This window comes from Clostridium ihumii AP5 (assembly GCF_000612845.1).
GTDB lineage: Bacteria > Bacillota > Clostridia > Clostridiales > Clostridiaceae > Clostridium_J > Clostridium_J ihumii.
Genome location: NZ_CCAT010000044.1, coordinates 20,910 through 43,037, shown reverse-complemented (window position 1 = coordinate 43,037; position 22,128 = coordinate 20,910). Strand labels below are relative to the sequence as shown.

The 22,128-nt window shown below is 29.9% G+C and carries 21 protein-coding genes; all 21 read right to left on the bottom strand.

What is annotated here, in order from left to right; genetic code table 11:
* Positions 1–17: 17 nt before the first annotated feature.
* Positions 18–722 carry a DUF5714 domain-containing protein gene (locus BN346_RS07575; protein WP_040327591.1) on the bottom strand — a complete coding sequence of 235 codons (705 nt, stop codon included), beginning with the start codon at positions 720–722 and terminating at the stop codon, positions 18–20.
* A 91-nt stretch (positions 723–813) separates the two neighbouring features.
* Positions 814–1,935 carry a rod shape-determining protein RodA gene (gene rodA, locus BN346_RS07570; RefSeq protein ID WP_040327588.1) on the bottom strand — a complete coding sequence of 374 codons (1,122 nt, stop codon included), beginning with the start codon at positions 1,933–1,935 and terminating at the stop codon, positions 814–816.
* A 305-nt stretch (positions 1,936–2,240) separates the two neighbouring features.
* Positions 2,241–2,927 (bottom strand): anthrax toxin lethal factor-related metalloendopeptidase, encoded by a 687-nt coding sequence (locus BN346_RS07565; protein ID WP_040327586.1) that lies wholly within the window; start codon positions 2,925–2,927, stop codon positions 2,241–2,243.
* Positions 2,928–3,238: 311 nt separating this feature from the next.
* On the bottom strand, positions 3,239–3,751 hold the full coding sequence (locus BN346_RS07560) for a hypothetical protein (RefSeq protein ID WP_242838403.1): 513 nt from the start codon (positions 3,749–3,751) through the stop codon (positions 3,239–3,241).
* Positions 3,752–3,780: 29 nt separating this feature from the next.
* Positions 3,781–4,011, bottom strand: a complete 231-nt coding sequence (locus BN346_RS07555; RefSeq protein ID WP_040327584.1) for a hypothetical protein — start codon at positions 4,009–4,011, stop codon at positions 3,781–3,783.
* Between the two features lies 1 nt (position 4,012).
* Positions 4,013–5,419, bottom strand: a complete 1,407-nt coding sequence (locus BN346_RS07550) for a sodium:solute symporter family protein (RefSeq protein WP_040327583.1) — start codon at positions 5,417–5,419, stop codon at positions 4,013–4,015.
* Between the two features lie 157 nt (positions 5,420–5,576).
* Entirely contained in the window at positions 5,577–6,815 is a 1,239-nt protein-coding gene (locus tag BN346_RS07545; RefSeq protein ID WP_040327580.1) for an MFS transporter, read from the bottom strand.
* 33 nt (positions 6,816–6,848) lie between these two features.
* Entirely contained in the window at positions 6,849–8,003 is a 1,155-nt protein-coding gene (locus BN346_RS07540) for a trans-sulfuration enzyme family protein (protein ID WP_040327578.1), read from the bottom strand.
* A gap of 210 nt (positions 8,004–8,213) precedes the next feature.
* Positions 8,214–9,071, bottom strand: a complete 858-nt coding sequence (locus BN346_RS07535) for a MerR family transcriptional regulator (RefSeq protein ID WP_040327576.1) — start codon at positions 9,069–9,071, stop codon at positions 8,214–8,216.
* A 219-nt stretch (positions 9,072–9,290) separates the two neighbouring features.
* Positions 9,291–10,829, bottom strand: a complete 1,539-nt coding sequence (gene citF / locus BN346_RS07530; RefSeq protein WP_040327574.1) for a citrate lyase subunit alpha — start codon at positions 10,827–10,829, stop codon at positions 9,291–9,293.
* A 47-nt stretch (positions 10,830–10,876) separates the two neighbouring features.
* On the bottom strand, positions 10,877–11,749 hold the full coding sequence (locus BN346_RS07525; RefSeq protein WP_040327573.1) for an HpcH/HpaI aldolase/citrate lyase family protein: 873 nt from the start codon (positions 11,747–11,749) through the stop codon (positions 10,877–10,879).
* 14 nt (positions 11,750–11,763) lie between these two features.
* On the bottom strand, positions 11,764–12,027 hold the full coding sequence (citD, locus tag BN346_RS07520; RefSeq protein WP_040327571.1) for a citrate lyase acyl carrier protein: 264 nt from the start codon (positions 12,025–12,027) through the stop codon (positions 11,764–11,766).
* Between the two features lie 15 nt (positions 12,028–12,042).
* The gene (locus tag BN346_RS07515; protein ID WP_040327569.1) at positions 12,043–12,600 is read right to left on the bottom strand and encodes a Fe-S-containing hydro-lyase; all 558 of its coding nucleotides are present in this window, start codon (positions 12,598–12,600) and stop codon (positions 12,043–12,045) included.
* A 15-nt stretch (positions 12,601–12,615) separates the two neighbouring features.
* Positions 12,616–13,458 (bottom strand): fumarate hydratase, encoded by an 843-nt coding sequence (locus BN346_RS07510; RefSeq protein WP_040327568.1) that lies wholly within the window; start codon positions 13,456–13,458, stop codon positions 12,616–12,618.
* A 113-nt stretch (positions 13,459–13,571) separates the two neighbouring features.
* Positions 13,572–14,816, bottom strand: coding sequence for a methylaspartate ammonia-lyase (locus BN346_RS07505; RefSeq protein WP_040327566.1), 1,245 nt, complete (start codon positions 14,814–14,816; stop codon positions 13,572–13,574).
* 140 nt (positions 14,817–14,956) lie between these two features.
* Positions 14,957–16,408 (bottom strand): methylaspartate mutase subunit E, encoded by a 1,452-nt coding sequence (locus BN346_RS07500; RefSeq protein ID WP_040327565.1) that lies wholly within the window; start codon positions 16,406–16,408, stop codon positions 14,957–14,959.
* Positions 16,409–16,428: 20 nt separating this feature from the next.
* The gene (gene glmL, locus BN346_RS07495) at positions 16,429–17,823 is read right to left on the bottom strand and encodes a methylaspartate mutase accessory protein GlmL (protein WP_040327563.1); all 1,395 of its coding nucleotides are present in this window, start codon (positions 17,821–17,823) and stop codon (positions 16,429–16,431) included.
* An 18-nt stretch (positions 17,824–17,841) separates the two neighbouring features.
* Complete coding sequence (gene glmS / locus BN346_RS07490; RefSeq protein ID WP_040327561.1) at positions 17,842–18,255, bottom strand: methylaspartate mutase subunit S; 414 nt, start codon at positions 18,253–18,255, stop codon at positions 17,842–17,844.
* A gap of 25 nt (positions 18,256–18,280) precedes the next feature.
* Positions 18,281–19,261 carry a GntR family transcriptional regulator gene (locus BN346_RS07485; protein ID WP_040327560.1) on the bottom strand — a complete coding sequence of 327 codons (981 nt, stop codon included), beginning with the start codon at positions 19,259–19,261 and terminating at the stop codon, positions 18,281–18,283.
* Between the two features lie 269 nt (positions 19,262–19,530).
* Positions 19,531–20,250 (bottom strand): N-acetylmuramoyl-L-alanine amidase CwlD, encoded by a 720-nt coding sequence (gene cwlD / locus BN346_RS07480; protein WP_040327559.1) that lies wholly within the window; start codon positions 20,248–20,250, stop codon positions 19,531–19,533.
* 138 nt (positions 20,251–20,388) lie between these two features.
* Positions 20,389–22,017: a Na/Pi cotransporter family protein gene (locus tag BN346_RS07475; protein ID WP_040327557.1), complete on the bottom strand. Its 1,629-nt coding sequence runs from the start codon at positions 22,015–22,017 to the stop codon at positions 20,389–20,391.
* Positions 22,018–22,128: the final 111 nt, after the last annotated feature.

Here is a 22,128-nt window from a genome sequence, read left to right as displayed (position 1 = left end):
TTTTGTTTACGCCTTAATTATACTTTACTGTAAAACTTACATTTATCTTTTAGACATTGATCATTCATTTTATTAAATGAACATTTCAAGTTGTTTATATTATCAAGTTCTACTTTTAAATTGTTTTTAGTAAATTCTATTGCAGTTTCTATTGCTAAGCATGTATCTCTTTTACAGCATCTCGGTCCACCAAATGATGCTATTTTTTCTAAACTTCTACTTGTCATTAAGTTTGTAAGTCCCCATTTTTCTTCAGATAATGGACTAGCTCCTAATACTAAGCTTATGTATATTCCTGTTCCAACAGCGGCACCACATGCACCATAAAATCCACAAAAACCACCTAATACATTTTTTGCTCTCTTAGCTGCCTCATTTAAAAGTCTTTCTAATTTTTCATTTTCTCCAGTTTTATTTATATATGCTGTAACTAAAACTGCTGGTACTAAATAATGATGTTCAGGTCCATGCATCTTTATAGCTGGATGCTTCATAATATCTATTGCCATCTCCATTGGATTAACACTATTAGCATTTAAACAATACTCTTTTATTATTTCAAATGCCCCTAAACTATGACAACTATCACATACATAATGTCCAGACTTACAACTAGCATTAGACATAAACTTCTTCTTACAGAAATAACATTCCATTTCCTTACTTTCATCAAAATATTCAAGTTCGTCTCCACATATTAAACAATTATATCTGTTCGTCAAATTTAACACCCCATTCATTACTTATTTAAATATAATATACTAAATTAAACATATAAATAAAATACAAATTAATATAATTTATTATTTAAATTTAGAAGCTGATTTTCTTACGTCTCATACCTATATTTAAAACTATTCCAATGCTCATAAATGCTGTAAGCATTGAACTACGACCATAACTTAAAAATGGTAATGTAATGCCAGTTATAGGCATTATTCCAATAGTCATACCTATATTTTGTAATATAGAAAATAACATAGTAGCTATTAATCCTACTGAAACGATTGTTCCAAATATATCTTTAGAATTTTTTGCTATTTTTATAAGTCTGTAAATGATTATTGCATATAACATTAATGCAAACAGTGCTCCAATCAGGCCCCATTCTTCACCTATAACTGAAAATATAAAATCTGTATGAGCTTCTGGTATAAATCCACCAGTTGTTAGACTCCCTTTTAAAAAGCCCTTTCCTAAAATACCACCAGAGCCTATAGCAAGTTTTGATTGTGAAAGCTGAAATCCAGCTCCTAACGGATCTGCATCTGGATCTAAAAATGACAATAGCCTAGTCTTCCAATATGTCTGCATAATAGGTGAATTCCATACTATACAAATTAGCCCTGTTAGTATTGCAAGTCCTCCGCCTATTATTTTAAAGTCTAATCCAGCAACAATATATATTCCTAGTACAATAAAAAAACAAACCATCATCATTCCCATATCTGGTTGTGTAACTATAAGTATCATTGGTAATGCTGCATATGCTGTTAGTTTCATAAAATTTTTTAGATTATTTATGTTACCTTCCATATCATCTAATTCTTTTGCAAGCATTATTATTATACCAACTTTTGCAAATTCTGATGGTTGCATTGAAACTGGTCCTATCTTTATCCATGAAGAAGCTCCATTAACTGTAGACTTAAACATAGGAAGGCAATTAAGAATAAGTAAAAATACCCCAAATGAATATATTATATTGGCATATCTTTTAACAATTGCATAATCAGGTATCAATACAAGGTATATAATGACCATACCTGCTGCAATCCCTATTAACTGGGATTTTAAGTAATAATTTCCACAATTTAAATGAGTGGCACTATAAATATTTATTGAACCAAAAATACCTAAAATTATAACTGTTAATATAGTAATAAAATCTAATTGTTTCAAAAGTTTCTTATTAATTTTAATTTTTTTTAGCATATATCCTCCCACCCTTAAATATTTTATATCATCCTGATAAATCCATTTTCACATTTAAAGTGTTCTTAAATTTAAACTTGCTTATTTGTAAATTCCCAAAGCTTATTATACATCTTTTTTCATTTTTTTTATATATTGTAAGTTTAATTACTTTTCAATTCTTATTATATGAATTAATATAATAGCTTTATATATAAACTCTTCTTTATGACAACATTTCTAGTTTTTAATTCTCTAATCCATAAAAAAGGAAGCACGAATAATTAAATTCGTGCTTCCTTTTTTAACTTGTTTTTTTATAAAACTTACATAGCTATTCTGTAAGTTTCTATACGCATCTTTATATTTAATAGTATTAAAGCCATATATGCAAATGTTTTAGGGGCTTTATTTTTTAGTGTTTCTTGATCTAAATTATATAATGCAAAACATTGAGCCCAGTATTCTTTTGGTGAATTTGCATATACCATTCCTTGTCTATTAAATACTCTTTGTGCTTCTTCAAAATAAATTTGTCTAAATTCATTAGTTGCTGATGGTTCAAAGCCTATACCATAAAATTTCTCTACTATGTCTATTCCATGTCCTAACTCATGAAGTAACACATAATGATAACTATAATAATTAGATGAAACGTATCCTTTTAATTTGTCTGGCAAATTAATGAAAACTCCACCTATTTCAGCAGGACCTAAATCATATCCTATTTCATTTCTTATTAAAAACCTTAATTTTCTATTAGTTACATACATTTTTACTCCATGATAAACATAATACTTCAAAATATACTCAGGTAGTACTTCTAACTCTTCTTTATATGAATCCATTATAAATTCAGGAACATTTCTTTCTTTATATAAAATATTGTTTATATAAAATCTTTTTCTATTAAATTTAATCTTAAGTTCATTACTTCTATTCTGCTCCAAATCTATATCATTACAAAATGGCAATAACACTAGAAATAGCTTTAGTTTCTCATCTTTTTTCATGTTATCACTCCTATATCAATATAATATAGATAAAGTCTTATATGAACTTATATATTTTAAGTCTTAATATATAAATATAAAACTTATAAATCTACTTTATAGGGTTCTAATTTTCTATTTAAATTTAATTGCCCTATAGATTATATATATTCAATTTTCCATTTAGATAAATTTTATATTTAAAATTTATCTACTATCTATAATATTACTTTTATTTTAAAAATGTACTTATTTATAAATTTATTTTACATTAAATATAATTATTCTTCTTTTTAGTATTTATTTCTCTGGAAATAATGTGACTAATTAATTTAATTTCTACTAATTTTAAACCCATCAGCTTCTATTGGTATATATATTACTCTTTTATTTTGTTGAACCTTATCAAAAAATACAACCCAGTACGGTCTAAAAATACTTTCTATATTCTTAATCTTTATTTCAGGTGTTCCACCCATAAATTTGTGACTTATTCTCATTGCCATATTCATAGCCTTTGACCTTATTCTAGCATTATCTTTATCTGAATATTGAACTATATCATCATCTATTTCTTTATTGCTTAAATCTTTTGGAATGTCTTGAATTATACTTCCACCACCCGTAGATCCATTTACCAATATTTTTATTGTGTCCTCTTTATCTTGCCTCTTGTTGTATATCTGTACAGTAACTAATTTAAACTCTATATAGTGAAGTCTTACTTCCTCTATCTTTTTCGCCCTCAAGAGTATTCTATAAAAAATAGATTTACATTTCAATTTAGCGCTATCTATAGCTTCTTCTTCACTAATCTTTATTTCTAATACATTTATTTTTGCCACATTTAACACCTTTTTTCTCATTTTTATAACTATCTATTTTTTATCATTTTATATATTTGTTTTAAATAATCACAAAATATAATTGTTACCACAAACATAACTCCATATGGAATTAATTTTCCTATTATAAAATCATTTTTTGTTGCAATTCCATAAAATATAAATGCTGTTATAAAAAAATATAACAATACTAAAAAACCATCTATTCCAATCCATTTTATTTCTAAATCTTTTTTAACCTTAGATACTAATTTAGCCATATTAATTCTCCTCTATTTTGAGTTCATTATCATTTAAATTTTTACCTATTCTATTTCCTATAAGCCATGCTATAAATGAAAGTGGAATAGCTATAACAAGTGGCTCTATTTCTATTGCTTTTATTGGAAACATTTTTAAATATCCAAATGTACAACCACCTACAATCATAGACAACATACCACCTAAAGCTGTTCGCCTACCATTACCTAGTAATCCACCAACTATCGGTATAAATGCTGATCCCATCCAAATACTCCCTACAAAAATACAAGCATCATATACATTTTCAAATTTAAATGCAACACTTAATCCCATTACAGCTGCTAAAATAACACCTATTCTTGTAAACTTAACTAATTGCATCTGAGTTAATTCTTTTTTTGTTATTCTTGCATATATATCATTTGCTAGTGTAGCTCCTGCAGCAAGATAGTAACTATCTAATGTAGAAATTATAGATCCTAATATACCAATTATAAATATTACTCTTATTCCTTTAGGTAATGTATTTAAAACTAAAGTTATGTATCCAGCAGCTGGAGCCATTTCTGGATATGTTGCCCTAACTATAAGCCCTGTAATAACTAATACTAAATCAAAACATATCCACAATGAAAAACAAGTTAATAATGCTCTTCTACCAACCTTTGGTGAATCTGCTGCCGAAAACCTTTGATAAAAAGTTGGGTCCGAGTATGCTCCAAAAGAATATACTATCAGCATTAAAGCTTTCATTGTAGACATTCCCTTGGTTGGATGCATAAGTTCTGGCGAGCTTTTTAATGCTTCTGTAATTCCAGCAAAACCGCCTATATTTTCAAATTGTCCTGGCATAACCATTGTTAGTCCAATAACCATACAAAAAAATAGTATCATATCAGTTATTGCCACTCCCATAAATCCGCCAAGCACAGTTATTATTACAACTATAAATACTAATATAAATCCTATTGTTTCTTTTTCTAACCCCCATGCTACTTGACCAATTGTTCCCATGGCTGTTATTTCACCAAGTTGTGCACAATATACAAACATAAGTATTGCACCCAGTATGGCTACATGCTTTCCATAAAAGCTTTCTAATAAATCTGGCACTGTTATATTAGTTCTTATATGAATTTTGGGACCAACCCACAATGCCAATGGCATTCTACCTATATGTGCAGCTATTGACCACACAGCCCATGCTGACAACCCATATATAGCTGCATATTCAACACTTCCAACAGTTCCTACCCCTCCATACCATGATGCCACTAATGTTCCAACTATTAATGACCAAGGTAAACTTCTATTTCCTAAATAGTAACTTTCCATACTTTTTACATTTTTAGAGAAATAATATCCTATAGCTAATAATATCAGCGCAAATATTACTATAATCCCATTTTCCCATAATGTAAGCATAATTTTCCTCCATAGACTCAATATATTATTTCCTAAATTTTCTTAAATTTAAAGTTAAAATTTGAAACTAAAATTGGAATAACTCTACCTAAATCTAGATTTAGGTAGAGCTTTACTTCTTATTAAATAATTATTTGTTGTATATACTCTATTTATACTAAGCCTTCATTTTTTCTTTTTTATTTATTTTAGCTAACATAAATGTTGCAAATATACCTAATACTGCACAAATTACTGAAAGAACAAATATGTATGTATACCCTGCTTGTCCATACTTATCTAGCCAATTTCCAGCAAGAGTATAGTAGAATGCATCTGGTGAAAATCCTATAAATGATGCAAATCCAACTACTGCTCCTGTACTTTCTAGTGGTATATTAGATTCTGAAACTGACGCAAAGTATATTCCTCTAAATCCAAATAATATTGCACTTAGTATTATCATATTTATAATAGCTATCCATATAAAACTCTGATCTTTAGGTATTATTAAATATGCTGATGTACTTAAAGCCATTAATATGAATCCTACAAACATAACTTTTATTGATGATCCTACTTTATCAGTTATTATTCCTGCCGCTGGAGATGCTCCCATTTTTATAACATAAGTTCTTACTATAGAAATAGCAGATACTAAAGTCATTGGCATAACGTATACATCTGATAAATATGGACTTAAATACGTTAAACTTGAAAATACTAAATAAGTTGAAAATATTATAATTCCTATTAACCACGCCTTAGGCATAGTAACAACTTTAATGATAGATTTAAAACTAGTGTTTTCACTTTTTTCATTATCTTCTTTTTTATCTTCAATTAACACAAATAGTAATATTCCACATATTATTGATGCTATTGAATATAACCATACAACATACTTGAATCCTACAGTTATTTCTGCAAATTTACCAAATAAATATAGTCCTATAAAAGATATTAACGTTCCTGATATTCCAGATAACCCTTCATAAAATCCAAATATTCTACCTTGTTCTGATTCACTTCCTTGCATTCTTACAACTTTTACTGATGCTGCGAAGAATGTCATTATTGTTGTTATTCCCCATAATACAAATGTTAAAATTAATCCCTTGTAAGATGGAAATGTGGAAAAGTAAAATCCTATAGCTCCTGATGCTATTAAAGAAAATGATATTAATTTCTTTACAGAAAATTTATCTGCAAACCATCCACCAACAAAATATGAAACCATACCAACTACTCCATATAAGCTTAATAAATTACCTATTTGAGTATGAGATAATGCTAATGCTTGTTGCATAGGATCATAAAATGATGATTTCATATAAGGTAAGCTATACATTGCAGTAGTACCAAATGCTAATATGAATATTATCAAAAACCTCTTTATATTTTTGCTTTTTTCCATTTTTAATTCTCCCTATATTTAGACTTTTAACACTTAAACTAAATTTTCTAATGCTTGTTCTAAATCATTTATTATATCTTTTGCAGACTCTAATCCTATGGCTAATCTTATAAGATTTTCTCCATTCATTTGAACCAAAGTATGCTCTTCTCCTAAACTTGTAGCAATAGTACATAACTTTAATCCATTTATCATCTTTCTACTTGCTTCATCTCTAGTTAATCCATTGATTTCATTTTTTAATTTAAATGAAACCATTCCGCCACCAAACCCATTCATCTGCCTTTGGCATAAATCATATTGTGGATGTGATTTTAATGCTGGATATTTAACTATTTCAATATCATCTCTATTACTTAAATATTCAGCTACAGTTAATGCATTTTCACAATGTTTTTTCATTCTCATATCTAACGTTTTCATTCCACGCATTATCATCCATGCACTCATTGGTGGAAGAGATGCGCCTGTAAAACATGGTAGACTAGGCCATTTTATTAAATCTATGATTTCCTTTGATCCTATAGCTGCACCACCTAAAGTATCTCCATGTCCATTTATAAATTTAGTTAAACTATGAACTACTATATCTGCTCCTAAATCTATAGGTTTTTGTATTATTGGTGTTCCAAATGTACTATCTACTATAACTAAACTCTTATTTTCATGAGCAACTTCTGATATAGATTTTATATCTACTAAATCTAATGTTGGGTTTAGTGGACTTTCAATATATACTAACTTTGTATTATTTTTAAGTGCATTCTTAACATTTATATAATTAGTTGCATCTACAAATGTAACTTCAACTCCAAACTTACCTAATAACTCATTCATAAATAGCTTAGTGTGTGAAAATATTCCATCAGAACTAACTATGTGGTCACCACTTTTTACTAATGCTAAAATAGTTGATGTTATAGCTCCCATACCAGATGTACTAACAATAGCACTCTCTGCATTTTCTAGCATAGCAAGTTTAAGTTCTAATTCAGTTAGGTTTGGATTACACTCCCTTGTGTAAACATAACCAAAATCTCTACATAACTCTTCAAAATGTTCCACTGACTTTGCTGCAAATGTTGCCGTTTGATATATTGGACTTGCTAATGCTCCAGTAGATGAATCTGCATTATGTCCACAATGAATTATTTTAGTTTCTAAATCGTGATTTAAATTATTACTCAATTTATTTGCCTCCAAAATCTGAATTAATTTCTCAAAGATTTAAAAATTTATAAATTGCAATTTTAAATTTAATGTTTTTGAAATTTTCTTTACATTAATGATTATAAAGTCTATAGTTACTAGAGAGTCAATATTTTTTTACTATAAATTTTAATTTTCTTAATTTTATTTAAATAAAAAAAATACCAATACATAGTATGTACTGATATTTTAAACTAAACACCTAAAATCTATTTCTCTTTTCTTAATTAATACTTGAATTTCTGTTATAAATTCTTCTTCATTATTAGTTGATAGTGGATCAATTATTGGTATTTCGTACATATAATCCTCCACCTGAATATTATTACTTTCAATATAATCAATAATTTTCTTAAAATGTTTATAGTTATCATTATATGACCCCTTGTATGTCATACATATAAAATCCCCTGCTGGTATTTCTGTTATGTTTTTCTGTGCACCTTTATTAAAAAGATCCCTTTCAACTGCAACAAAACTTTTTTCATATACAACAATACCTTTTTCTATAATTTTTTTCATTGAAGCTAATCCACTTACACCACCATAAAATACAGATATATTTTCTTCTAATATATTTGCTATGTACCTTCTAGATAATTCTAGTGTCTCTTTTGGAGTTAACCCATCTTCATATATCATAGATAGTATACTTCGTTTTGCAATATATTTTTTATGTATTTTGCCAATATCATCAGCATTTAATCCCTTTTCCACTATTTCTTTTTTAGTTTCTATAACCTTTTTTATTAGTTGTAACTCTTTTATTTTATCATTAACTACATCAATTTTTTTATTTAGAAGTTGTAATTTTTCTTCATTATCTTCATTTAATTTACTTTTTATTTCCTTTAATGGAACGCCCAAATATTTTAAGTATTTTATAATATCCAATTGTGAAAATTGATCTATTGAATAATATCTATAATTGCTTTCTTTATCCACATAAATAGGCTTAAATAAATCTATCTGATCATAATATCTTAGTGTTTGGATACTTATTTTATGTAATTTTGCCATTTCACCTATTGAAAAATACTTGCTCATATTTTTACCACCTTCAAAGTATACATTTATTAATCATATTATTGTTATTTATATATTTTACTATATTTTTTATTATATATTCTATAAATGTATTTACTATATTTATAGAATGTATAATAATTTCAAAACTCAACTAAATAAAGAAACTGTCTAAAGTATAGAATATTATTCTAAATTTAGACAGTTTCAATTTATAAACTAACTGTATCTTTAACTTTATTAAAGTGGTTTTTTAATAACGTCAATTACTGATCCATCTCTGTATTCAACTACAGCTACAACCTCATCAGATAATTCGATTGCTTTTGGTGTACCAGTCATTTTCTCTGCTACAGCTTTTAATTCTTCTATAGTCATTACAGGTAGGTTAGTTTTTCCTAATGCTTCTATTAAGTCTGTTCTCTTTGGATTAACAGCTATTCCGTTTTCAGTTACTATAACATCAATACTATCTCCTGGAGTAGTAATTGTTGTTAATTTATCTTTTATAATAGGTAATCTTGCTTTTACAAGTTTAGTAACTATTATTGTAAGTTTAGCACCTGCTGCTGTATCACTGTGTCCACCAGAACCACCCATTATAGTTCCATCAGAAGCAGTAGTTACGTTAACATTAAAGTTTGTATCTATTTCTGTAGCTCCTAATATAACTATATCTAAGTTATTTACAACAGAACCTTTATTGTCTGGGTTACCATACATTGATGCAGACATTCTCATATGTTCATGAGATGATCTGTAAGATTCTACTGCTTTTAAGTCAAAGCATTGAACATCAAATAAATTTTTGAATAATCCTTCTCTGTACATATCAACTATGTATCCAGTTATTCCACCTGATGCAAAGCTTCCTTTTATGTTTTCTTTTTTCATATATTCTCTAAGTTCTGCTGCAACAGCTAGAGATATTCCACCTGCACCTGTTTGGAAGCTCATTCCCTCTTTTACAAGACCAGATGCTATCATAGAATCTAATGCCATTTTAGCAATTTTTAATCCAACTGGATCTTTAGTTATTTGAGTTGTTCCTGAAACTATTCCTGCTGGATCTCCTATTGAATCTACTTTTACTACATAGTCAACGTAGATTTGAGCTATTTCTATTGGACAGTTTGGATAAGCAACTAAGTTGTCTGTTATAGCAACAACTTTATCTGCACATTCTGCATCACTTACAGCATATCCTAATGCTCCACAAGCTGATTTTCCGTATAATCCATTTATGTTTCCATACATATCACAAGCTGGTGCTGCTATAAATGCTACATCTATGTGTAAATCTCCACTTTCTATAGCTCTAGCTCTTCCACCATGTGTATGCATAACAGCAGGGTTTTGTAGTTTTCCTTCTGATATAGCTTTAGCTACTGGTCCTGATATATAGTTTGCACATATTCTAGTTACAACTCCACTTTCAATGTATTCTACAAGTGGTGCATGTACTGGGAATATAGAACTTGCTGCTATTCTTATATCTTTTATTCCTCTTTTAGCTATAGATTCTACTACCATGTTTAAAACATAGTCACCATTTCTTAAGTGGTGGTGGAATGATATTGTCATTCCATCTTTTAAATCTACTTTATCTAAAGCTTCTTCTATATTATCTACTAATTTTTTATCCATTGGAGTTACTGATTTTACATTAACTACAGCTTTTTTCTTTTCTCCAGCTCTAGCAAATACTCCTTCAAAAGGCACAACCTCTCCATATCCTTCTATGAAGCTTGGAAGTTCACGTCCTAATACGTTTTTCATGATATCACCTCAATAAATTACCTTTAATTTTACTTATCAAATATGCCTTAAAGCAATCCTAACATTTTAGCTAATTCTACTGTTGTTTTAGCTCTGTTTATAACTGGAGCATCTACCATTTTTCCGTCTAGTGAGAAAACTCCTTTTCCTTCGCTATAAGCTTCTTCCATAGCTTCTAAAACTCTCTCTGCATGTCTTATTTCAGCTGCAGTTGGAGCATATACTGAATGAATTCCATCTATTTGTCTTGGGTTTATAGATGCTTTACCTGTCATTCCTAATGATTTAGCTTTGTTAGTATCAACTATTAATCCTTCTAAATCATTTGTGTCAGTAAATGGAGTATCTATTGCATCAACACCAGCTGCCTTACAAGCTATTGCAACTCTGTTTCTAGCATAGAATATTTCTTCTCCAACTTTTGTTCTTTTTATTCCCATATCTGAAGTGTAATCTTCTCCACCTAAAAGAACTCCAACAACTCTTTTTGATGATTTTATTATTGAATATATGTTTTCAACACCATAAGCACTTTCTGCTATTGGGAATAATTTTATAGATCCTACTTCAAATCCTTCTTCTTCTTCAATTTTAGTAAGTCTTCTATCTACTTCTTCTAATTCTTCTTCTGTAGCTTTTGGAACCATTATTGTATCTGGTTTTACTCTTGCTATAACATCTATATCTTCATTTGAAAACTCTGTTGTAAGTGGGTTAATTCTAACAACTACTTCAACATTGTCATAACTTACATTTTTAATTGCTTCTCTTACTAGTATTCTAGCACTATCTTTTTCAGTTAGTGAAACAGCGTCCTCTAAATCTAATATTATTGAGTCTGCTCCTAAAATTCCTGCTGTTTGAAGCATTCCTGGGTTATTTCCAGGCATAAAAAGCATAGTTCTTCTTAATTTTTTCATTTTATTCACCTCTATTATTGAGCTCTTTTTACAGCTGTTTCTACTCTAGCTTTTATAGTATAATCTAATGCACCTTTGTCTTGTGCTTTCACTAATACACTAGTTACTCCTAGCTCTTTTAAAGTTTCTAAAATAGTTTTTTCTATTTGATCACCAAATTGTTTCATTACTATACTTTCAAGTTCTAATTCTATACCTTCGCCATCTTTTGGCATAAGCATTATATATATATCATTAGATTCTAAAGTACCTGCTTTTGCAACTTTTTTTATTTCCATAATATTCACCTCAAATTATTTACGGCTATTTAAGTATGCCTCTTTTCCCATTTCGTAAAGATTATTTCCTTCACTATCTATAACAACTACTAGTGGTAAATCTTCAACTTCTAGTCTTCTAACTGCTTCTGCACCTAAATCTTCGTAAGTTACTATTTCAGCTTTTTTTACACATTTAGCCATAAGAGCTGCAGCTCCACCTATTGCTGCAAAATATACAGCTTTATTTTTTTTCATTGATTCTATAACTTCTTTTGAACGTAATCCTTTTCCTACCATTCCTTTTAATCCTTGATCTAAAAGTGCTGGTGTGTAAGCATCCATTCTATAACTTGTTGTTGGACCAGCTGATCCTATAGCCATTCCTGGTTTTGCTGGTGTAGGTCCAACATAATAAATTAAACTATCTTTAACATCTATAGGTAATTTTTCGCCTTTTTCTAAAAGTTCAACAAATCTTTTATGTGCAGCATCTCTTCCTGTGTAGATTACTCCTGAAAGTAATACACTATCTCCTGCTTTTAAATCTTTAACTTTTTCTTCAGTTAATGGCATAGTTATTCTTTTTTCCATTACTAATACCCCCTATTAAAGCTCTACTTCAGCATGTCTTGTAGCATGACAGTTTATATTAACAGCAACTGGAAGTCCTGCTATGTGTGTTGCATATGTTTCAATGTTTACAGCAAGTGCAGTAGTTTTTCCACCAAATCCTTGTGGTCCAATTCCTAAACTGTTTATTGTTTCTAATAATTCATTTTCAAGCTCTGCATAGAAAGGATTTGAATTTCTTTCATCAAATGGTCTTATTAATGCTTTTTTAGCTAAGTTTGCAGATCTATCAAAAGTTCCACCGATTCCAACTCCAACAACGATTGGTGGACATGGGTTTGGACCTGCTTCTTTAACAACTTTAATTATGAAATCCTTAACACCTTGTAATCCATCAGATGGTTTTAACATTTTTATTTGGCTCATGTTTTCTGATCCAAATCCTTTTGGTGCTACAGTTATCTTTAATTTATCTCCAGGTACTATATTGTAATATATTACTGCTGGTGTATTATCTTTAGTGTTAACTCTATCTAGTGGATCTTTAACAACTGATTTTCTTAAATATCCTTCAGTATATCCTTGTCTAACACCTTCATTTATAGCATCTTCTAAGCTTCCGCCTACAATGTGAACTTCTTGTCCAAGTTCTACAAATACACATGCCATTCCTGTATCTTGGCACATTGGCATTTTTTCATTTTTTGCTATATCAACATTAGTTATTATTTTATCTAATATTCCTTTTGCAATATCCCAATCTTCATTATCTCTTGATTGTATTAATGCATTTTTTACATCTTCACCTAAGTAATAGTTAGCATTTATACAAGATTCTTTAACACTTTTTACTATTTCTGATACATTGATTTCTTTCATAAAAAATTCCTCCCAAATTGGCAGCTTGTTATATAAATTATATATTTTTCTCAATTTTCATAGGCGAAAAGGCAGTTTGTATAAACCGCCTTTTACCTTGAATATATTTTATATTATTTATTTCTTCTATTAACTAATGCAATTACTCTGTTCATTTCGTTGTTAACGATCATGTATCCTTCGTCAACACCCATTCCTGGTTTTGCAAGACATTGGTCTGCTCCACAAGCGATTGCTATGTTAGTACATATTTCTGCAGATCTGTTTGTTTCGTTACAAGTTCCTCCACAGTATGCACCTACACCCATTTTTTTGCAGTATAGTATAGAATCAATGATGTTGTTTACTCCACCAAGGTCTGGAGTTTTTATTTGTAACATATGTCCTGATTTGTTATCAGCAAAGAATTTAACATCATCAAAAGTATTACACCATTCATCTGCAACTAGTTCTACTTTGATTCCTCTGTTATCAAGTTCAGCTGTTAAATCTCTTAAAGCTTCCATTTGTCTTTCTCTATGTTCAACATCCATTGGTCCTTCAATTCTTAATTTGAAAGGTTTTGCAGCTTCTTCTAAAGTTGCAATGTAGTCAGCCATAGCTTTTGTATCATAGTTGAAAGCTACTCCAATTGTTCCATAAACGTCGATATGGAATACTGGGTTATAGTCTTCAGATGTTCTTAATTTTAATACTCTGTCGCTTAACCATTTAACATATGCAAGTAATTTTTCACCTTTTGCTCCTAATTTATCTTCAACGTGGTTGATTAGAGCGTGAGGCATTACGTCTGCACCTTTGATTATCATTTTGTCAGAGTTGTCATATCTATCATCACCTGATTGAGTGAATATAGGAATTCTTTTTATTTCTACTCCAGTGTTGTATTCATCTCTTACAACTTCTGCCATAGTTAATTTTTTAGCTTTAGCTACACCATCAAGTATTGCTTGAGTTACTCCGTATCTTATAGCAGTATGTAATCTTTTTCCGTTAACTGTCATATGATCGAATTCTTCAGCTAACTCTTTGAAGTTAGTTAATTCTCTTCCTATTAATTTTGGAGCGATTTCTTTTTCTATAACTGGTATAAAGTCTTTAGCTAAGAATAATGGATCTCTTCCACCTGCTCCTGAATATTGAACTGCAGCACAATCTCCACAAGCTACTTGACCATCCTCTAAAACTAACATTACTGATATAGATTCTCCTGCTTGTCTTACAGAAGTAAATCCATCTGTTACTGGATCTCCTACATAAGTAAATCCATCGTGTCCTGCACCTTTTTTAATAGCTCTTTGGTCATCAAAGTAAAAACCTGTTCTTCCAGCTGAACATACTACGTCAATAATTTTCATAATTAAAAACACCTTGCTTTCTTTAAGTTTGCTTATATTTTTATTTTAATACTACTAACAAATTAATTAATCTTGATTTTTTTGCTTTTTTATTTATTTTGCTTTATTTTATACTACTTAATATATATTTAAATTTTATATTATTCTGGTCTTCCTACTAATTTACCTTTTCCAACTGCGAATATATCATCAACTGTCATTTGGAATCCGATTTCTCTTCCTTCAAATTTAGCTCTTTCTTGAAGTTTTTTGTAGTTGTACTCTACTAAATCATTAGTGAATGGAATGTTTCCTAATTTTAAGTATCTAACTGCACCATTGTTATCTCTTGCAGGCATCATTTTACCAGCATTGTATTTACTTGGTGCGAATGGTATATCAAGTATTCCCATTTCGAATGCTTTAACAGTTCCTACTGCTAAATCTCCGTTACCAACTTCATATACTTTGTCTAACATACATTTAGTTTCAGCTTTTATTATTTGTATTTCTTCAGCTAATTCTTTAGACATTGGCATTCTTTGACCTTCTAATAGGTTTAAAGTCATTTTAGTTGTTTTTATACCTTGAGCATTTGCTTCTTTTGTTGGTATACCTATTGCTTCGTGTGTAGTTTTTACTATAACTTTTGTAGCTCCTGCTAATGCTGCTGCTGCTGATCCTGTAGATATAACTCCATAAGCTTTAGCTTCGTCAGCTGGGAATCCTCCCATCCATTGGTGGAATACAGTTGTTACATAAACATCATTGTATCCGTTAGCTCTTAAGTATTCATTACATTGTTCTTCTAATGATCTTATAGCTGCAACGTCTTGAACCATGTTTCCGCATTGTCCGTATCCTACAGTTATATTTTTAACTCCTTGCTCAGCTGCAAGTAATGCTTCTATTATAGCTACTACGTTTGACATACTTGGTGGTACTAATGTTCCAGTTAATGGACCATATGGTTCTCTGTTTATAGATATTCCGTTTTCTTCATAGAATCCAACTAATCTATCACAGTATTGCCAATCTGTTATTGTTTTTTCTAATGTAACACTTTTTGCGTATGGTATATTGTAAGATATACCACCACCTTCGTTTGATGTCCATCCTGATGCATGTGTAATTTCAGCAAGTAATCTTCCATCTGGAGTTCCGTGTCTTGATTCTATTGGTAAATTAACAGATTCAAATACTTCTCTACATCCTTTTATTCCGTGGTTAACCCCTGGGAATCCGTTTAGTAGTGATCTTCCAGCTTTTATACTTTCTTTTATACCAACTTCACACTCATCATATCTGTTTTGTCTAGTATAACTATCAATTGTTGATGGTAGTAAATCTGCTCCACCTACATCTTGAAGAAATTGTAATAATTCTATGTGTTTATCTATTAAAGCAACACCTGCTCTTGGTTGTGCTAATGTTATTCCTGATTCTTTAGCTTTTACAAGTTTTTTTGCAAAGTTTTTGTGATCTGGAATTTTTTTGTTATAATCTATACCGTCTTGTAAATCTACTTCTTTTCCTGTAGGCCATTGTCCTAAAACTTCTTCTCTAATTTTGAAAAATTCTTCTTCAGTCAATCTTTTATTTTTCAGTTCCACTTTAAATTACCTCCTGATAATTACACATTTACTAAGTATTTTTTCATAATTCTTACTGCTTTATCTGGATGATCTTGTGCTAATAACCCCATTGCTGATAATATATAGCTTTTATCCAATAAGCAATTTGGATTTTCAGGTCTTAATGATGTAGGATCATCCTTACTGAACGTTCCTGCATTCAATATTGCACCTGGGTTTTTACTATGAACTAAAACTCCACCAGTTCCTATCATATACTTAACTTTCATTAAATCTTTTCCTATTTGGTTGAATACAACTCCCATAGGTGTGTAGACATTTTCTATATGTCCTGCATGTCTTTCCAATGATAGTTCTGTTGCTACTTTTGCCATAGCTTCATCAAATTTTATTTCTTCCTCAGTTTCCGGTACCATTTTTATATGTGAGTATCTATATTGACAACATTCTTCTATGTTTATTTTTCTATCTTCATCATTTAAATAGTGTCTTAATTTTCTTGTGCCACAAGCTTCCCAAAGTGAAACCGCGGAATATCTCATTCCTAAGTCTCCTTCAACTGTTCTCTTAGCAAAAGGTTCTTCAAGACCTCTCATGTTTACACCAGCCTTAGTTGGTTCTCCATCTGCTATTGAGTGAACATCTGTTGTAGCTCCGCCAATATCAACAACTATTAAATCTCCAATTCCTTCTTCCTCATCACTGCCTTCGCTTAACACTCTTGCTGCTTTAAGTACTGCTGCTGGAGTTGGCATCAATATTCCATTTACAAAGTTTTCAGCATTTGAAAGTCCTTTAGCATCAGTTATCTTTTCCATGAATACTTTTCTTATTTCTTCACGAGCTGGTTCAACATTTAGAGTATTTAATGCTGGCATAACATTTTCTGTTACGCTAAAGTATAAACCTGCCTCTTCAAATAACTTTCTGATTTCATCATTTGCACTTTTATTACCTGCAACTACTATTGGAATATTAATCTTATGTTCTACAATCATTCTTGCATTGCTTAGTATGCATTCTTTATTTCCACCATTAGTTCCACCTGCTAAAAGTATTATGTCTGCATCAGAATTTTTTATTTCCTCTGCTTCTTCATTATTTATATCATAACTGTAAACCTTTAACACTCTTGCGCCTGCTCCTAATGCTGCTCTCTTTGCTGCTTCTGCTGTTAACTCTGGAACTAGTCCCAAAGCAACCATCTTTAAACCACCTGCTGCTGAAGAACAAGCAATCTTTTTGACAAAGTTTACATCCTTGCCATCAAGCTGTTTTTCTAGCTCTACATAAGCATTATTGAAGCCTGTCATTATGTCATCTTCTATTGTTGTTATGTCTTTTGCTGCTGCTAGTATTTCTTCATTTTCAATATCTACAGCTGTTAGTTTTGTATAAGTGCTACCAAAGTCCAAAAGTAAGTATGCATCCACTTTAATCACTCCACTTTACTAATCTAGTTTTAAATCTTCTTTTAAATCATGAATTGTTGTTTCAAGGCTTGTTCCTGGTGGATAAATTCTATCAAATCCCATTGCTTGGAATCTACTATAAACATCTTCCCAGTTTTGCTTTCCAACAACTATATTTCCACCTACATAAAGTAGTACGTCTTTTAATCCTGCTTCATCACATTTTTCTCTTAATCCTCTACAGTCAATTTCACCATGACCATATAGTGAAGATACTATGATAACGTCTGCATTAGTTTCTACAGCAGCATTTATAAAATCTTCTTGTGGTGATAAAACTCCTATGTTTATAACATTAAATCCCGCTTCTGTTAAAGCATAGTCTAAGATTTTATTACCAACAGCGTGGCAATCTGCTCCTATAACTCCAAGAACTAAAGTCTTTTTCTCCATTTTAAAAGCCTCCCTAAAATATTAATTACTTATTTTGCTTATATTTTATTTCAATAAATTTTGACTTAAGCGCCTTTACGGAACTTTCATCTAATTTATAAGAAAACTCAATTATTTCTTTGTTCTGACTATTTACCTTTTCAACATCTTTTTTTCTTCCAGGTGTAACAATTAGAACATTATATTTTGATACTATTTGGCTAAGTTTCTCACTATCTGGTTCATTAAAATAATCTACTTTTAAATCACCTAGCCCAGCATCACTTAGTGCTGATTTCATTTTAAATATCATTTCCTCTGATATACATATAAATGCAAAGCTTGTCTCGTATGGATGTCTTGCTATTTTAACTATTGATTCTAGTTTAGGATTAGTTGCAACACCAAATACTTCTTTTTCTATTTCTCTAACTTTCATTGCATTCTTAACTTCATTTACATGATTGAAGGCTGATATTATAACTTCGCTTTTGTCTATAACTTTAAGTGTTTCTTCATTCATTTCTTCTACATCAGAAACTGTTAATGGAACTATATTCATATTACTATTGTTTGTTAGTTCCTTACTAAACATTTTGGCTTGTTCTATATTACATTCAACAAAAGCTCCAGTAATCTTTGACATGAATTCTTTTTTTTCTTGAACTCTTTCTATTACTATCTCTAAAAAGTCTTCAGCCTCAACACCAATTTCTAAAGCTTCTTCAAGTGCTAAGTCAACAAATTTCTTAAGTTTATTTTTTACTTCTTGATCTTTCCATGAAGTAACTTCTTCTGCTACAAAAGTCCCTTTTCCTTGAATGGACTTTAATACTCCTACATTTTCAAGTTGATTATAAGCAGTACTTATAGTATTTCTACTTATATTTAGCTCTTGAGAAAGTTCTCTTTCTGTTGGCATTTTAGTTCCTACCTTGAGATTACCTTCTTTAATCAAGTCCATTATCTGCTTTTTCACCTGAATATATAGAGGTATACCACATTTTCTATCTATCGTTATATTCATATTTTTACATACCTCCTCTAGGCTTAATGGATTAATGGACCAATCCATTTACAGTGTTATAATAACACATGGATAGGTCCAATTCAATAACAAATTTATTTAAAATTGTAAAAAAAATTGACCCATTTTTTAACTTTAGCAAGTTTTAATTCTTTTTACTGAATATTCTCTTAAGCTTTCATAGATTTTGTAGTCGAATTTTGAGTTTTATTTAAATTATTTTGACTTTTCTTAATATTTACCCTTTTTTATGACTTTTTTTTACATTTTTAGTGCCCTTCAAAGTAATTTTTTATAGATTTGTTTAATGAGTCTGCAACTTTTTTTTGATAACTTTCATTTTTCAAATTGGATAAATCTTGATTATTAGACAAAAATCCACATTCAACTATTACCCCTGGCATATCATCGTTAGTTCTTAGAACTTTATACATATCTTTTGCAAATTTAGGTTTTCTATGATTGCTGCTATCCAAGTCTGCTACCAAATTACTTTGTATTATATTAGCTATTTCTTCACTTTCACTATTTTTGGAATACCAAACTTGTGCGCCTTTACAACTAGCATCACTAAATTTATTTAAGTGTATACTTATAAATAAATCACAATTTGTATCTTTTTTTAATTTGCAACGTTCATTTAAATCTTGTATTTTCTTTTCTTTTACAGATCCACTATCAGAATAAAGTCCTCTATCTTCATCTCTTGTTAAAAATACTTTAAATCCATTTTCTTTTAATAATTTTGCTAATTCAAGTGCAATATTTAAATTGATATTCTTTTCTACTGTTCCATCCGCTGCACTGGCCCCTCCATCAATTCCTCCATGTCCTGGATCTATTAATATTATTTTAGTATTAGACTCTCCACCCTCATCATTTGATGCCATAGTCAATTTTGATGAATTTAAGTTAATAGTGAGTATTGCTGCAAAACATATAAGTATTGTCGCTAATGCTATGGTTAAAAGATTGTTTTGTTTTTTCAAGTTTAATCCCCCCAATATATTTTATATATAGGATTTAAAATTTAATTTTAATTTTCTATCCCTTAACCATAGATATTAATTATTTATTATAAAAATTACTAAAAAAATAAGGTGATACAAAATGTATCACCTTCTATACTAATTATATTGAGCTTCTGTTATTATCTCTGCTATATTTACAGCATGGTCTCCTATTCTTTCAAAGTTATTTACTACATCTAAGAATATAGTACCTACAGTTGCATTACATACTCCTGTGTTAAGTCTCTTTATATGTGAAGATCTAAGTTCTTTTTCTAAACTATCTATTCTATCTTCAATTCTACGAACTTCTGCTGCTTTTTCTTTATCATATTCTCTAAAACATTCTATACTAATTTCTAATGAATGCATTGTGTAATCAAACATTCCTCTTAGCTCTTTTACTCCATCATCTGAGAAGTCAACATTTTTAGCCATTTTTTCACTAGCTAAATCTGCAATGTTTTCAGCATGGTCTCCAATACGTTCAATATCATTTACAACATGGAACATTGCTGCAACTACACTCTTTTGCTCTTCCCCAATTTCCGTATTTGATATTTTTACTAAGTATTTAGTTATATCATGTTCTAATATATTTATAAGTTTTTCATTTTCATATACTTTTTTAAGTTTTGCTTCATCATTTTTTATAAATGCATCCATAGCAATTTCTACATTTTCTTTTGCTTTATTAGCCATTCTAACAAGTTCATTTGTTGTTTGACCTAACGCTATTACTGGCGTTTCTAATAATCTTTCATCTATGTATTTAACACCCATTGCTTCTTTTTCATCTTCTCCAGGTATTAATTTATTAACTAATGCTACTAATGGTTTTATGAACCAAATTAAAATAAATGTATTTAATACATTAAATATAGTATGTGCGTTGGCTATTTGTCTCTTAATAGATTCTGCATCATTACCTGGTGTTATATCTTGTACAATTGATGCTAATGGACCTGTAAATCCTATAAAAATAATTGTACCTATCACATTAAATAGTAAATGTATTAATGCTGCCTTTTTAGCAGTTTTAGATGTTCCTATGCTTGATATAAGCGCTGTTACACATGTACCTATATTGCTACCTAATAATATTGGTATAGCAACATTTAAAGGTAATGCACCTGTTGCTGCTAATGCAACTAATATTCCTGTTGATGCCGATGAACTTTGTATTACGGCTGTCATTACTGCACCAAGTAAAATACCTAATAATAATTTACCTTGTAATTTTAAAATTAACTCTGTAAATATTGGCGAATCAGCTAATGGAGACATTGCATCTTTCATTAAGTCCAATCCTAAAAATAATATACCAAAACCTAATACTATGCTTCCTGCTTGCTTAGTTTTTTTGTTTTTAGAAAATAATACTATCATTGCTCCAATTGCTAAGCATAGTGGTGATAAAAAGTCCATTTTAAAAGCTATAAGTTGTGCTGTTATTGTTGTACCTATATTGGCACCCATTATAACTGCTGCGGCTTGATATAAATTCATAAGTCCTGCATTAACAAAACCAACTACCATAACTGTTGTTGCACTACTACTTTGTATTATTGCTGTTACTAACGCTCCAGTTATAACGCCCTTAAGTGGGTTAGATGTTATTTTGTCAAATATACTCTTTAGTTTATCTCCAGCTACGTTTTCAAGTCCATCTCCCATCATGGTCATTCCATATAGAAATAAACCTAAGCCTCCAAACAAACTAATTATAGTGGTGAATGCATCCATAAAATACCTCCAATGTATTATGTGTTTGTATAAATTCCCTATAAATAATACAATATAATACTTATTATGTTAATATATATTAACTAAACTTAACATAAAAATAACATAACC